12 protein-coding genes and 2 pseudogenes are annotated in these 13,951 nt (G+C 35.0%); 13 read left to right on the top strand and 1 reads right to left on the bottom strand.

What is annotated here, in order from left to right:
* Positions 1-17: 17 nt before the first annotated feature.
* Positions 18-1,223 (bottom strand): argininosuccinate synthase, encoded by a 1,206-nt coding sequence (locus C240_RS10605; RefSeq protein WP_271495359.1) that lies wholly within the window; start codon positions 1,221-1,223, stop codon positions 18-20.
* Between the two features lie 370 nt (positions 1,224-1,593).
* Here C240_RS10605 and rplM point away from each other — a divergent pair, with 370 nt between their 5' ends.
* The 13 genes and pseudogenes from rplM (at position 1,594) to C240_RS10545 (ending at position 13,942) form a co-directional block, all read left to right on the top strand.
* Entirely contained in the window at positions 1,594-2,022 is a 429-nt protein-coding gene (gene rplM, locus C240_RS10600; RefSeq protein WP_333908811.1) for a 50S ribosomal protein L13, read from the top strand.
* A 13-nt stretch (positions 2,023-2,035) separates the two neighbouring features.
* Positions 2,036-2,428 carry a 30S ribosomal protein S9 gene (rpsI, locus tag C240_RS10595; protein ID WP_069662643.1) on the top strand — a complete coding sequence of 131 codons (393 nt, stop codon included), beginning with the start codon at positions 2,036-2,038 and terminating at the stop codon, positions 2,426-2,428.
* A 378-nt stretch (positions 2,429-2,806) separates the two neighbouring features.
* Entirely contained in the window at positions 2,807-3,091 is a 285-nt protein-coding gene (locus C240_RS10590; protein ID WP_271495346.1) for a hypothetical protein, read from the top strand.
* Positions 3,092-3,101: 10 nt separating this feature from the next.
* A complete protein-coding gene (locus C240_RS10585; RefSeq protein ID WP_271495343.1) occupies positions 3,102-3,461 on the top strand; it encodes a hypothetical protein in 360 nt (119 codons plus the stop codon).
* Positions 3,445-4,752: a T7SS effector LXG polymorphic toxin gene (locus tag C240_RS10580; protein ID WP_271495340.1), complete on the top strand. Its 1,308-nt coding sequence runs from the start codon at positions 3,445-3,447 to the stop codon at positions 4,750-4,752. Before C240_RS10585 ends, C240_RS10580 begins: the two co-directional genes overlap by 17 nt.
* 15 nt (positions 4,753-4,767) lie before the next feature.
* Entirely contained in the window at positions 4,768-5,304 is a 537-nt protein-coding gene (locus C240_RS10575) for a hypothetical protein (RefSeq protein ID WP_271495337.1), read from the top strand.
* Positions 5,305-5,864: 560 nt separating this feature from the next.
* On the top strand, positions 5,865-5,996 hold the full coding sequence (locus C240_RS10570; RefSeq protein WP_271495334.1) for a hypothetical protein: 132 nt from the start codon (positions 5,865-5,867) through the stop codon (positions 5,994-5,996).
* Between the two features lie 363 nt (positions 5,997-6,359).
* A complete protein-coding gene (locus C240_RS10565) occupies positions 6,360-7,196 on the top strand; it encodes a PRD domain-containing protein (RefSeq protein ID WP_271495331.1) in 837 nt (278 codons plus the stop codon).
* 38 nt (positions 7,197-7,234) lie between these two features.
* On the top strand, positions 7,235-8,635 hold the full coding sequence (gene lacG / locus C240_RS10560) for a 6-phospho-beta-galactosidase (protein ID WP_271495329.1): 1,401 nt from the start codon (positions 7,235-7,237) through the stop codon (positions 8,633-8,635).
* A 230-nt stretch (positions 8,636-8,865) separates the two neighbouring features.
* A complete protein-coding gene (locus C240_RS10555; protein WP_271495325.1) occupies positions 8,866-9,186 on the top strand; it encodes a PTS lactose/cellobiose transporter subunit IIA in 321 nt (106 codons plus the stop codon).
* A 24-nt stretch (positions 9,187-9,210) separates the two neighbouring features.
* A pseudogene (locus tag C240_RS10550) lies at positions 9,211-10,483 on the top strand (PTS transporter subunit EIIC); the annotation flags it as partial.
* A 17-nt stretch (positions 10,484-10,500) separates the two neighbouring features.
* A pseudogene (locus C240_RS16380) lies at positions 10,501-10,893 on the top strand (lactose/cellobiose PTS transporter subunit IIB); the annotation flags it as partial.
* 211 nt (positions 10,894-11,104) lie between these two features.
* On the top strand, positions 11,105-13,942 hold the full coding sequence (locus tag C240_RS10545; protein WP_271495318.1) for a family 43 glycosylhydrolase: 2,838 nt from the start codon (positions 11,105-11,107) through the stop codon (positions 13,940-13,942).
* The last annotated feature ends 9 nt before the right edge of the window (positions 13,943-13,951 follow it).

Here is a 13,951-nt window from a genome sequence, read left to right as displayed (position 1 = left end):
TTAACGTTATTCAAAAGCTAGTTCTTTTTATTTAGTGATGCCTGTACTTCAGCGTGAACTTTTGTTGGTAGTCCCCAAAGTTTGATGAAACCGACAGCAGCATCTTGATCAAAAGTGTCAGCTGAAGTGTATGTTGCTAAATTCTCGTTGTATAAGCTATTTTCTGATTTGCGTCCTTCAACGATAGCATGTCCTTTAAATAGTTTCACACGGACAACACCATTAACATATTTTTGAGTTGATTTTAAGAAGGCAATTAGCGCGTCTGTTAATGGATTGAACCACAGGCCATCGTAGATAATTTGAGACAATTGATTTTCGATTATTGGTTTGAAATGCGCAACTTCACGAACAAAGGTCAAATCTTCCAATTCTTTATGCGCAGTCATCAAAGTAATGGCAGCAGGACATTCGTATACTTCGCGGGATTTAATACCAACTAAACGATTTTCTACATGGTCAATTCGGCCAATTCCATGCTTGCCGGCTAAATCATTTAAATCGAGAATTAAATCAGATAGAAGGAGTTCTTTTCCATTGATTGCGGTAGGTATACCTTCAACAAAAGTCAGTTCAATAATGTCTGCTTCATTTGGTGCATTTTCCAGATTAGCAGTTAGTTCATAAGCACCTTCAGGCGGTGTAGCCCAAGGGTCTTCTAGAATACCGCATTCATTTGCCCGGCCCCATAAATTTTGGTCGACTGAATAAGGATTGTCTAAATCGGCGGGTACAGGTATGCCTTTTTCTTTGGCATAATTTATTTCTTCTTCACGCGACCATTTCCATTCACGAACGGGTGCAATAACTTTAAGCTCAGGTGCAAGGGCGTTGATGGCTACTTCGAAACGTACTTGATCATTCCCTTTTCCTGTACAGCCATGAGCGATTGTTGTAGCACCAGTTTCATGTGCTAGTTCTACTAATTTTTTAGCAATCAATGGACGAGATAAAGCAGATACTAATGGATAAGATTGTTCATAGAATGTGTGACCTTGTAGAGCAATTAAGGCAAAATCTTGGGCAAATTCTTCTTTGGCGTCAATAGTATAAGAAGCAGAAGCTCCAACTTGAAGTGCTTTGTTTTTAATGAAGTCTAAATCTTTTTTTTCACCAACATCTAAACAGCAGGCAATAACATCGTAGCCTTCATCGACTAACCATTTTACAGCAACAGAGGTATCTAAACCGCCAGAATAGGCTAAAACAACTTTTTCTTTCATCAGGGACACTCCTCATTTTCTAATTATCTTTTTTTGTTGTTCTCATCATATCATCTGATAATGCAAAAATCAACCGTTTTTATAAATAAATATACATAAAAAAAGAAATTAAAGGAAAAATATACATTTTTATTTTGAGGGATTACGTAATATATAATACGCAGCTTTTTTTCATTTACATTTTTACAGACTTATAGAATAAAATGAGTAAGAAAAATATCAGGAAAACCGCAGAAATTCATTGACTTTACTAGTGATAGAAGGTATCATGTTAAATGGTATTGTTTGCCCCACAATGAGCCCCGGAAACTCAAGTGTATGTCAAACATCGAATAGAAAATTGGAGGAAAGAAACGTGCGTACAACATATATGGCCAAATCTGGCGAAGTAGAACGTAAATGGTATGTAGTAGATGCGACAGATATCCCAATGGGACGTCTTTCAACTGTAGTAGCTTCTATCTTACGTGGAAAAAATAAACCAACATTCACACCACATGTGGATACTGGAGATTTCGTAATTGTAATTAATGCTGACAAAATTAAATTAACTGGTAACAAAGCAAGTGATAAAATTTACTACCGTCACAGCCAATACCCAGGTGGGTTGAAATCTGTTACTGCTGGTGAATTACGCGATAAAAACTCTCGTCGTTTAATCGAAACTTCTGTAAAAGGAATGCTTCCTAAAAATACTTTAGGTCGCAAACAACTTACAAAATTAAACGTATACGGTGGAGCTGAGCATCCACATGCTGCACAACAACCAGAAGTATTAGATATTACTAACCTAATTTAAGGAGGGAAATTCATTGGCTCAAGTACAATATAGCGGCACTGGCCGTCGTAAAAAATCTGTTGCCCGCGTACGTTTAGTACCAGGTACTGGTAAAATTACTGTAAATAAAAAAGACGTTGAAGAATATATTCCACACGCTGACTTGCGTGAAGTTATCAACCAACCATTTGGTGTAACTGAAACTAAAGGCGCTTATGATGTTATCGTAAACGTTAATGGTGGAGGCTACTCTGGTCAATCAGGTGCGATCCGTCACGGAATCGCTCGCGCATTGTTAGAAGTAGATCCTGACTTCCGCGGAGCTTTAAAACGCGCTGGTCTTCTTACTCGTGATGCCCGTATGGTAGAACGTAAAAAACCAGGTCTTAAGAAAGCTCGTAAAGCTTCACAATTCTCAAAACGTTAATTGCTGGTATCGTTGCGAATTTCTTCGCTTACGAATGCAGTATGGGACGGAGATTTCTAAGGAAATCGAGTACCATTCAATTTTAACATTAAAAGGCACTTTCCAAATTTTGGAAGGTGTCTTTTTTGAGTATAGTTTTCTCTAACTATGTCACTAATTATTTAGAAATGTTTATAAATGAACTTGGAAGAGAATGTAGATAAATAGAAAAGAGTTTGATAGAAAAATTATAAAAAAGGACCAAAATACTTCTGTTTGAGTCTATACTTCATTTTTAGTAATATATGTTTTTTTATTTGTCGTGTTTACTAACTTTTTAATAATGTTATATTTACTTTTAGTGTATCGTTGTCAAAAAAACTAATAGGAGTGAAAAAAATGGGAGAAACGGTCAGTACTGATGGAAATGCAGTAGCTAAATTTACCGCAGATATTTTAGTTGCAAAGGGAAATATTGATTTTAAGCCAACAAATAGGATTAATACATCTACAAGTCCAGCAACAAATGAGTTGAAAACATTGATGTCTTCTTTTCAGCAAACAATTAATATCTATAAAACCTGCCTAGCTACAGCGGTAAGAAATGTACAAGCTGTACATAATGCAATTGAAGAAGCAGATAAAAAAATAAAAGATAGCATAGCAACAACGATGCAAGCATGAGGTGGAATAGATGGATAAAAATTTATTTAGCTTGCGTATGAAAGTAGAGGAAGCAGAAGAAGATTTTAATAGTTTGAAAAAGAAAACAGGTGATATTCCGTTTATCTATGAAGATTGTCAAAAAATAATCAATCGACAAAAAGAGATATGGGAAAGAGTCTTGCACTATTCTAAAGGGACAGATTCAGAAAGACAAGTCTATCGAAAATTAGATGAACTGGAAGAAAAGCAAAGGGAACTTACAAAAGTTTTTTCTATTGCCGATGAAGAAATCGAAAAAGAACTAACAAATAGAAAAGCAGTTTACGAAAAAGCTGAATTATTATATGAAGAAACTAGAAAGGAGGACGCTGATGAAAATAATGTATGAGGAATTAAGTGATGTAAAAAGTAGTATTCGTTCGGAACGGTTAAATGCTGTAGGTAGTTTCAATTCTGTTACAAGTTCTATTGATGGATTAGCAGAAAATAGAAATTTATTAGGAACTGGATGGATTTCAACTGCGGATCATTTGCAAGCCTATCAAGAGATAGACAAAGCATTATTTAATGTTTATTATGAAATGGATAATAGTTTAAATAGCTATCTAACAGATTTTGTTGGTGAAGTTGGCAAGACAGATGAAGTACTAGACACAGATGATTTAGGAGGATTGCTTAGAGATTTACAAATGGCTCAAAACGAATATACTAATTTAATGAGTGATTTGGCTAAGGAGACGAAGAATGTTCCTATATTAGGTGAATTTTTTAAACAACAGAGCATTGATCCTATTAAAGAAGATATTGAGATTTTACAGAAATATCAAGCTTTTGAATCCAGCCATGCCTCTCATTATTCGGAATTATCTAGTTTGATCAGTGATGTAAACACAGGGTTAGCACAATTAGGCAATCCAGCAAATTTCCTGAATCCAAGAGACGGATATAGAATTGTTGACTATGGTAATCAACAATGGTTTAAAAATTTAAAAGGATATAATGATAGCCAACCAAAAAGTCGTGTTGAAACAGTGACAGAATTAGATGATGCTGGAAATGTTGTTTATGTGGTCTATAGAAATGGTGTAAGAGATGAAAAATTAACAACTCAGTTAACGGAAGCAATGAAAGGAAGTTTGCTGGACAGAAGTATAGACGCAGTTGCTAAATTTTTGGATATTGTAGGAGATGTTGTGTGGACTTCTCTAGGAATAGCGACAACAATTACAGGCATAATTGGAACAATCGGAGGTATGGCAATAGTTTCTACCACGAATGGCGTTGGGATTTTAGTTGGTGGGGAAGTTATTCTTGATGGAGTAGCTTTGACAGCTGAAGGAATAGAGGTTACTGTTGGTGGTATAAATGGATTAACAACAAGTAACTTTACTTCAAGTGATGGTGGAGGAAGTTATAATAAAAAATTTCCAAAAGGAAATAAGGAATTTAAAAAGAATTTTGGTACTGACAAAAATACATTCCATGACAAGGTTAAACCAGAAATCAAAAAAGATTTAAAAGCTGACCCAAAGTTTAAGAAGTGGTTGAACCAATTTGGAGATAATCCCGATATAGGCGTAGATAGTTTGGGGAATATTGTTTTAAGAGCAACCAACGGGAAGAAACCATTTGCAGAACTTATAACCAATTTAAAGTTAGAATGGTATTTGTTACCATAATTAAGGAGGAAAATAATGTCATTTTCATTAGATGTACTTGTTTTGTATCAAGAAGAAATTCAAGAATATACTACCACAAACTCTTTTAGAGCAAAAGCATATCATGAATCAACAAAAAAAGATTTTGAGGAACTATATGAAGAATATGGTGAAAAACTAATTATTCCCGAATCTGAACCTGATTATTTTTATGATAGTATGAAAGGTAAGTGGTATACATTAGGAAAAAATGATGATGGGCTTGTTTGGGCATTGGGCTTGATTGATACAGATTTTAACAAACCATTGTCTATATCTGCTCCATGGATAGATGATGAAGATGATTTTGAAGCGTTTACTCCTGTAAGGGTAAAAAAAGAATTTCAAGAAGATTTATTTATTTTATTAAGTGAGATGCTAGATACTTCTCCGAATAAAACTCTTGTAGTCCATCCAAGATATCAGAGTGGCGACGTAAAAATAGTTCAAGGCCCTATTCCATTAGAAAAATATTTTGAGTTGTTAAGAGAAGAAAAAATACCTTTTAATGTTTATTCAATTATTCAGAAGTAAAAAATTATTATGTTGATAATTCGGAAACAATTTGTATTTTGCTAACATGAAAACAAAGGATAATATAAAATGCTAAAAATGGTTGTTTCAGATTCGGCTGTGGTTCTTTGCTAAAAAACTTTCTTTTTGTTGCGCGCTCATGATGCATCTCTTCCTTATTTTCTGTTACTTAAGTATTTTTAGAAAGTGATAAGGTGTAATGACATGAAATACATCTGTACTCTTATTTTGAAACTGTATGGGAATTTATAGCTATTAAGAATGTCTTAAAAAAGCCCGTAAAATTCACAATTCTCAAAACATTAATTGCTGCAGTCATTGCGAATTTATTCGCTTACGAACACCATATGAAACATCTAAGACACTTCAGACATTCCCATATAAACAAGATTGACTTTTACAACCATAACTGATACCATTATTCCTTGTGAATATTAAAGCTTTACCGAGCCAAGTGTACATAAAAAACAACATTTAAGACATTTCTCAATAATCTTGCTGAATTTTTTATTTATAACAAGTTTAGTACAAGCACAAGTAGAAAAAAGGTGGTGCACACAATGAATTCAAAAGAAAAAATGTTAGAATTAATCAAAAAGAAACAAGCTGGTGGAGGAAAATCCAAGCAAACAACTACACCAAAAAATGATCGTACAAATATGCGAAAAGGTCCAAAGATTTACAATAAATAAGTTAAATAACAAGTAACTATTTTCATGAGCGACTCTCTAGGTAAACAGCATAGATAAATAACATAAAGGTACTTTCTTAAAAATGGAAAGTGTCTTTTTTTTAGCCAAGCAAACTGAAAAATAAAAATGTAATCTCCTTCATATCACAACTAAAAAATACAAGACAAATATCTAATATATCAAAAAAATAGTATATTTTTTAAAAAGAAAGGGTTTACAGATAAAAATATCTATGCTATTATCTTGGCATAAACTTAATACGTATGTGGATTGTTACTATTAAATTAGGCAAAAACCGCGGATGACTGATTGGCTCAATCTGTTGTTTGCGGTTTTTTTCTGTTTAGGATAGGAGGAAATGTAGTGTATCGAATTGTCCAAGTGCTGAATAACAATGTAGCTATTATACGAACGCAAGCAGATCAACAAGCTATTGCAATGGGCAAGGGAATAGTTTTTCAGAAGAAAAAAGGGGATATGATCTCAGCGGATGAAGTCACTAATCTTTTTGTCTTAAAAAACAAAGAGTCACAAGAAAATTTTTCAGTATTGTTAAAAGATGTTCCATTGGACTTTATCAAAACTGCTTATGAAATTATTGAAAACGCTATTAATAATTATAATTATCCAGTTCAGGAATATATTTATGTGACGTTGACAGATCATATTTTTTGGAGTTATGAACGATTAAAGAAAAACGAATACCAAAAAAGCCAGTTACCAGAAACAAAAGATCAATATCCAACTGAATATCAAATTGCCCAAGATGCGTTACGAATAATCAAGGAGCGGCTAGATATAGACTTTCCTACAGAAGAAAGTAAAAATATCAGCTTGCATTTCATTAATGCAAAAGGGAAAACCGAACATGCAACAGATGATAAAACGATCGACAAAAAGCGGACAACACTAGATTTGATTGAAAGCGAACTGCGGAAAAGAAATATTTCCCGCAATGCTGATAATCAAAATTTTTACGATCGAATGATGATCCACTTACGCTATGTTTTGGAACGAACAAGTCAAGAGACTGAGAATGATCCATTTGCTGAAAAAATGGCATTTGAATTAAAGAAGGACTATCCGGCGGCGTTTCAAATATCAGAAGAGATTTATCAGATTATCCACGATAGCATGGGCATTCAGTTGAACACGCATGAAAAAGTGTATTTTACAATCCATATTCAACGACTGATGTAAGTTTATTTAAATTTTATCAATGAGAGGAAGTAGCAATCATGAAAAAATTACCTGAGCACTTCATTTTTGGCGGTGCAACGGCAGCTTATCAATGTGAAGGTGCGACTAAAGAAGGCGGAAAAGGGGCAGTTGCTTGGGATGAGTTTCTGGAAAAACAAGGAAGATTCAGTCCGGATCCTGCAAGTGATTTTTACCATCAGTATCCAGTTGATATCGAGCTTTGCGAAAAATTTGGGGTTAATGGGCTTCGTTTGTCTATTGCATGGAGTCGGATTTTTCCAGAAGGTGTGGGTGAACCGAATCAAGAAGGAATTGATTACTACCATGCTATGTTTAAAAAATGTGAAGAACATCATGTGATTCCTTTTGTTACACTGCATCATTTTGATACGCCGAAAGCGTTGTTTGATAATGGTGATTTCTTAAATCGTGAAAATATTGATGCATTTGTTGCGTATGCGAAATTCTGTTTTGAAGAATTTACGGAAGTGAAACATTGGAGTACGTTCAATGAAATTTATCCAGTTGCTACAAATCAGTATTTGTTAGGTGTATTTCCGCCAGGGATTACGTTTGATTTTACTAAAATTATTATGTGTCTGCACAATATGATGGTCGCTCATGCGAAAGCTGTGAATGTGTTTAAAGATAATGGCTATGATGGGCAAATTGGGGTTGTTCATTCACTAGAAACAAAATACGCAAACTCAGATTCAGAAGCAGATCAACACGCAGCCTTTTTAGAAGATGCTTTATCAATTCGTTTCTTGCTTGAAGCTACTTATCTTGGGCGTTATACGAAAGAATTATTAGGTGCGCTGGATGAAATTTGTGCAGCGCAGGATGCTTCGTATGAATTTTTAGAAGAAGACTATATTGAGATGGAAAAAGCTTCTGATCGTAATGACTTTCTTGGAATTAATCATTATCATAGTCATTTTTGTCAAGCTTATACAGGTCCGAATGAAATCTATCATAACGGTACTGGTGATAAAGGAACATCGGTCTATCGGGTTAATGGCATTGCGGAGCGCGTTTATCGAGAAGAAATTCCACGTACAGACTGGGATTGGTTGATTTATCCGCAAGGTCTATATGATTTATTGATGCGAATTAAACAAGATTATCCTAATTATAAAAAGATTTATATCACCGAAAATGGTATGGGCTACAAAGATGATTTTGAAGATGGTGTCATTATGGATACGCCAAGAATTGATTATTTACGTCAATATCTAGGTGCGTTAAGCGATGCGATCGAAGATGGTGTAAATGTGGAAGGGTACTTCTTGTGGTCATTAATGGACATGTTTTCTTGGACAAATGGCTACAATAAACGTTATGGCTTATTTTATGTTGATTTTGAAACACAAAAACGCTATCCAAAAGAGTCAGCTTATTGGTATAAATTTTTGAGTGAAACAAAAACGATTATTTAAACAACTTAGGAGCACAAATACAATGAATGAAAGAAAAAGAGGTTGGGGCAGAAGTGTTAAACCTCGAGAAATAAGAAGAAATACACGGAAATTATTCTTTAAATTTTTGTGAATCTCAGCTTATTTCCGAAGAGGTTGCTTTTGATCCCACCGTTTATTCGGGTGTAGTGTACGGAGCGAAACGGATCTTTAGTTTTGTCTCAGACTCTAGTAAGCAGGAGGGAAATAGAATGAACAAAGAAGAACTACAAATGCTAGGTTTTGAAATAGTAGCCTATTCGGGAGATGCACGCAGTACATTGTTGAATCTTTTAAAAGAAATTCGGACAGGGAACTTTTCAAATGTTGATGCTGCATTAAAAGAAGCTGATGAGAATTTAAAATTGGCGCATAATTCTCAAACACAAGTGCTGGCAGAAGAAGCTGGCGGCAGCGATTTGGAGATTGGGTTTATCTTTATACATGGACAAGATCATTTAATGACAACTCTTTTGTTGAGAGATATGGTTCAGGATTTTATCAATTTGTATAAAGAAAAATATACTAAATAGTTTTAAGAAGGAGGAAGTTTTAGCATGAATGCAATTATCAAGCAAATTGAAAAAGGTAAACCGTTTTTTGAGAAAATTTCGCGCAATATCTATCTCGGAGCAATTCGAGATGGATTTTTGACAGCGATGCCTGCAATTTTATTTTCTAGTATTTTTATTATGGTAGCCGCAGTACCGGAAGTTATTGGTTTTGCTTGGCCGGAAGCTGTATCTACTTGGTTGTGGAAAGTCTATGGCTATTCAATGGGAATCGTCGGTTTATTAGTAGCAGCAACAACTGCACGTTGTTTGGCCGTTTCGATGAATCGCAAAATGCCAGAAGGAAAAGTAATCAATGATGTTTCTGTTATGTTGGCTTCAATCACAGGATTCTTGATGTTAAGCGTGGATCAAGTCGAGGGTGGTTTAGGTAGTGATTTCATGGGAACGAAAGGGTTAATCGCCTCTTTCATTGCAGCGTTCTTGACTGTAAACGTATACAAATTTTGTGTGAAACGTGATTTGACTATTAAAATGCCGAAAGAAGTACCGGGAACAATTTCTCAAATGTTTCGTGATGTAATTCCATTTTCATTAGCTGTTTTTTCTGCAGTTATTCTTGATTTGATTTTCCGAAATGTGTTTAGTGCTTCAGTTGCTCAGACTGTTATTACAGCATTACAACCATTATTTACAGCAGCGGATGGGTATTTAGGAATTGCAATTATTTGGGGAGCAATGGCGTTATTCTGGTTTGTAGGTGTACACGGACCATCAATTGTGGAGCCGGCAATCGCTGCGATCATTTACGCAAATGTAGAAACAAACTTGCAATTATTCCAAAATGGCGAACAAGCATCAAAAGTTTTAACGGTTGGTTTAGGAAATTTTGTTGGAACCATGGGAGGAACTGGGGCAACGCTGGTCGTTCCATTTTTATTCATGATTTTTGCAAAATCAAAACAATTAAAAGCAGTTGGTAAAGCATCGTCTGTACCGGTTCTATTTGCGGTAAATGAACCATTGTTATTTGCGGCACCGATGATTTTGAATCCATATTTCTTTATTCCGTTTTTAATTGCTCCAATTGCGAACGTGTGGATTTTCAAATTCTTTGTTGATGTTTTTAAAATGAACAGCTTTATGTATGTTTTACCATGGGCAACACCTGCTCCGATTGGTTTGATTTTAGGTACAGGGGTAAGTATTTTGGCTGTTGTTTTAGCTGTTGTATTGATTGTTGTTGATTCAGTCATTTATTTACCATTTATTAAAGCGTACGATGCAGAATTAGTTCTTCAGGAAGCACAAAATGCAGTCGAAGTTGAATTAGAAGAAGAAGCCGAAGACATTGTTAAAGAACTAGGTGCGACAGCTGCAGCGGTGGTAGCCAAAATTGACACAGGTAAAATTGGTGATGGTAAAAATGTTTTAGTTTTATGTGCGGGTGCAGGAACAAGTGCAATGTTGGCGAATGCGCTTGAAGAAGGGGCAAAAGAAACAGGGGTTAATATTAAAGCACAAGCTGGTGCCTATGGTTCGCACTATGATATTATGAAAAACTTTGATTTAGTGGTGCTAGCTCCGCAAGTGAATACGTATTTGGATGATATTCAAAAAGACGCAGACAAAATTGGCGTTAAAGTTGTTGCAACGAAGGGCGCAGAATATATTAAATTAACACGCGATCCTAAAGGTGCAGTTGACTTTGTATTAAGCCAGATATAAAAAATAGTAGATTAAAAATGAGATAAAGGTCTTTAAACAAGTGATGTTTTATATGTAAATATATTTTATCTTTAAGTTTAATAAAAATATCTCTTTTGGACTTTTATCTCAAATATTTGGCTTGAGTTAAACGTAGCTCTTAAAGAATAAAAAGGAAAAAATGAGACTGTATATTTGTTTGAAAGCGATTACCGATGGGGAGGTAGATAAAATGACTAAAAAGAACAGTCAAAAAAATAAAATGATAGGTACATTGATTTTTATGATATCGCTGTTGTTATTTCCCGGACATTCTTTTGCAGGAGAACGGACAACGACGATCAGCCATACCGATGTCACAACAACTAGGGGAACAGCTAACAAAACCTATTATGAAGGCGATGAATGGGGTAGTAATAGTACGAATCATTGGGGTAATAATGGTGATTTTTTTGAAGTGAAGTTTACTGGAAATAAGGTTAGCTTATATGGAAATCGGAATACTACAAATGGTAAAGGGCAAGTTTTTATTGATGATGTTTTAGTAGGAGAAGTTGATTATCAAGGTGCTAAAACGTCAAATGTTTTGCTTTTTACAAAAGAGAATTTAGTTGAAGGGGAGCATACAATTCGTGTTCAAGCGATTGGCTGGATTAATCATGTGAGCACAGTTGTAACGTATCAAGAAGCCGAAGATCCTAGACAATGGGTGAAAAAGTACGATAACTTAACGCAAAGTGACTATACAAGTCATTCATGGGAAGCGTTTAGTTTAGTATTCATTCAGGCAAAAACAGTTGTAAATAATTCTGCCGCAACAGTTACAGAACTTGCAGAGGCACACAAAAATATTGACGCAGCAGCAAAAGAATTAGTTATGAATGTTGGTCTTAAACAGTCAGTAATGGAGTATAAAACTAGAATATCAACCGATTATGATAATGCTTCATGGTTGCCTTTCACCCAAGCGTTAACACTTGCAGAAGCAGTTTCGACAACGGAAGATGCAACGAATGAAGCAGTGGTGAACGCAAAAAATCAATTACAAACAGCGGCTGATGCCTTGGTAAGTACATCTGCTGGTCAATTTGAGTCGATTACAAATAATACTTTTTGGCATGATACAGCCGGCAATCCGATTTATTCGCAAGGTGGCGGTATTTTTCGTTTTGGAGATAAGTATTATTGGTATGGTGTGCGTTATGTAGAAGCCGAATATTATTATAATAATCCAACCAAAATATATAATGCAAATTCACCTATTTTTTATTCAATTACTTGTTATTCGTCCACTGATTTAGTGAATTGGACGTTTGAAAATAATGTTGCTACACAGCAGACAAAAGTGTTTATCGACAGCAGTAAAAATGTCTCTAGCGATTATTTTTCACGTATGGAAACATTAGCGGATGCATCTTGGATTGGTCGTTTAGGAGTTGCATACAATGAAAAAACAGGGAAATATACGCTGTTAACGCAAATGGAAAATCGTTTTGATCCTGTTAGAGATACAAATGCATGTGTCCTGTTTTTACAAGGAGATTCTCCGACTGGTGATTTCAAATATGGAAACATCCAAACGCATATTGAAAATGCGCCGGTTCAAGGTACAGGAGATCAAACGCTTTTCACAGATGATGACGGCGAGGATTATTTAGTTTTCTCTGGTCGTAATGGTCGAAAAGATACTTTAGTAAGTAAAATTTCTGATGAAGATTCATTGACATTAGATCCAGGTGTAAAAGTTGGATATGTCAGCAGCGGACGTGAAGGGAATGCGATGTTTAAATTGAATGACCGATATCATGCGGCATCTTCTGATTTGCATGGCTGGAATACTTCGGTTACCTATTTAATCAGTTCTCTAACAGATGACATTCAAGGGAAATACAGTAATGGATACGTTTTAGCCGGCACGGAAAAAGATTATAGTCATGTGACTCAAGCTGGATTTTTTGTGAAAGTTAAAGGAACAAAAGAAGAAACGGTCATTTATTGTGGTGATCGCTGGGCAGATTTTGCTTGGAATGGTCTAGGATATAATCAATGGGTACCAATATCAGAAAATGAAAGCGGTCTATATTTTAATTCTTTAAGTGACTGGCAATTGAATGCAACGACAGGAGAATGGCAAGTTGGTGATAAAAATAATTTTGTACTAAATCCTGAATTCGCAGCAGATCGAATTATTGTAAATCAATTGACTGGTTGGACAAATACGATTGATGAAGGATCGGCTAATTTTGTCAGTAATGTTTCCCCGGGTGCTAATGGTAGTCGGTTTGGATTGAAATTAGGTGCTGACACTAAATATTCTGGGCTAGTTACACAAGAAAACGAAATTCCAGAAGGAACCTATCAGTTTAGTATTCTTGCCAATGGTGCAGGTGATTTAGATGAAGCAAAAGTAATTATTTCTGGTGCTGATGATGAAAAGTATACGCTCGATTTAAACCAAAAGACCAATGGCTGGCAGCAATTTAATTTAAGAAATATTCGTTTAAGCGAAGGTAAAGTTAAAATTCAACTGCAAGCTAAAAGTAGTACGGGAACTAAATATATTCAATTAGACAATCTATCTTTAGTAAAACAAACAACAGATAAAATGAAACTAGATGAATTGATTACAAAAGCTGTAGAAATAAAGCCAAGCCAAGGGAAAGAATTTACTGAAGCAAGTAAAGCATTTCTTGAAACAGTCATTCAAAAAGCGCAAGCGGTTAATGAAAATAACGAAGCTACTCAAATACAAATTGATATGATTATTACAGAATTAACAGATGCAATCAATGGTTTGGTAGAAGTAGATAACCAAGTCTTACCTGATAATGTTGAATTAAATATTACTGGTATAAAAACTATGAAAAATGGTGACTCAATTGACTTACTTCCTAGCTTTTCACCAAATGCAACAACAGAAAAAATGATTGAGTGGCTGATTGATAAACCTGATTTGGTAAAAATAGATGGAAATAATAAATTAATAGCAGTTAAAACGGGAACAACAAAAATCACAGCTAAAACAATTAATGGACACACAGCTAGTTTTACTATTCGAATAACAAAATAAGGAAGGTGT

The sequence above is a fragment of the Enterococcus sp. 5H genome (assembly GCF_028128615.1).
Lineage (GTDB): Bacteria > Bacillota > Bacilli > Lactobacillales > Enterococcaceae > Enterococcus_L.
This window is presented reverse-complemented; position numbering and strand designations above follow the sequence as displayed.

What these genes read in the sequence shown, in the direction of transcription:
- C240_RS10605 (WP_271495359.1), bottom strand. Translation starts at nt 1,223, where the DNA reads ATGAAAGAAAAAGTTGTTTTAGCCTATTCTGGCGGTTTAGATACCTCT.
- rplM (WP_333908811.1), top strand. Translation starts at nt 1,594, where the DNA reads ATGGCCAAATCTGGCGAAGTAGAACGTAAATGGTATGTAGTAGATGCG.
- C240_RS10590 (WP_271495346.1), top strand. Translation starts at nt 2,807, where the DNA reads ATGGGAGAAACGGTCAGTACTGATGGAAATGCAGTAGCTAAATTTACC.
- C240_RS10585 (WP_271495343.1), top strand. Translation starts at nt 3,102, where the DNA reads ATGGATAAAAATTTATTTAGCTTGCGTATGAAAGTAGAGGAAGCAGAA.
- C240_RS10580 (WP_271495340.1), top strand. Translation starts at nt 3,445, where the DNA reads ATGAAAATAATGTATGAGGAATTAAGTGATGTAAAAAGTAGTATTCGT.
- C240_RS10575 (WP_271495337.1), top strand. Translation starts at nt 4,768, where the DNA reads ATGTCATTTTCATTAGATGTACTTGTTTTGTATCAAGAAGAAATTCAA.
- C240_RS10570 (WP_271495334.1), top strand. Translation starts at nt 5,865, where the DNA reads ATGAATTCAAAAGAAAAAATGTTAGAATTAATCAAAAAGAAACAAGCT.
- lacG (WP_271495329.1), top strand. Translation starts at nt 7,235, where the DNA reads ATGAAAAAATTACCTGAGCACTTCATTTTTGGCGGTGCAACGGCAGCT.
- C240_RS10555 (WP_271495325.1), top strand. Translation starts at nt 8,866, where the DNA reads ATGAACAAAGAAGAACTACAAATGCTAGGTTTTGAAATAGTAGCCTAT.
- C240_RS10545 (WP_271495318.1), top strand. Translation starts at nt 11,105, where the DNA reads ATGACTAAAAAGAACAGTCAAAAAAATAAAATGATAGGTACATTGATT.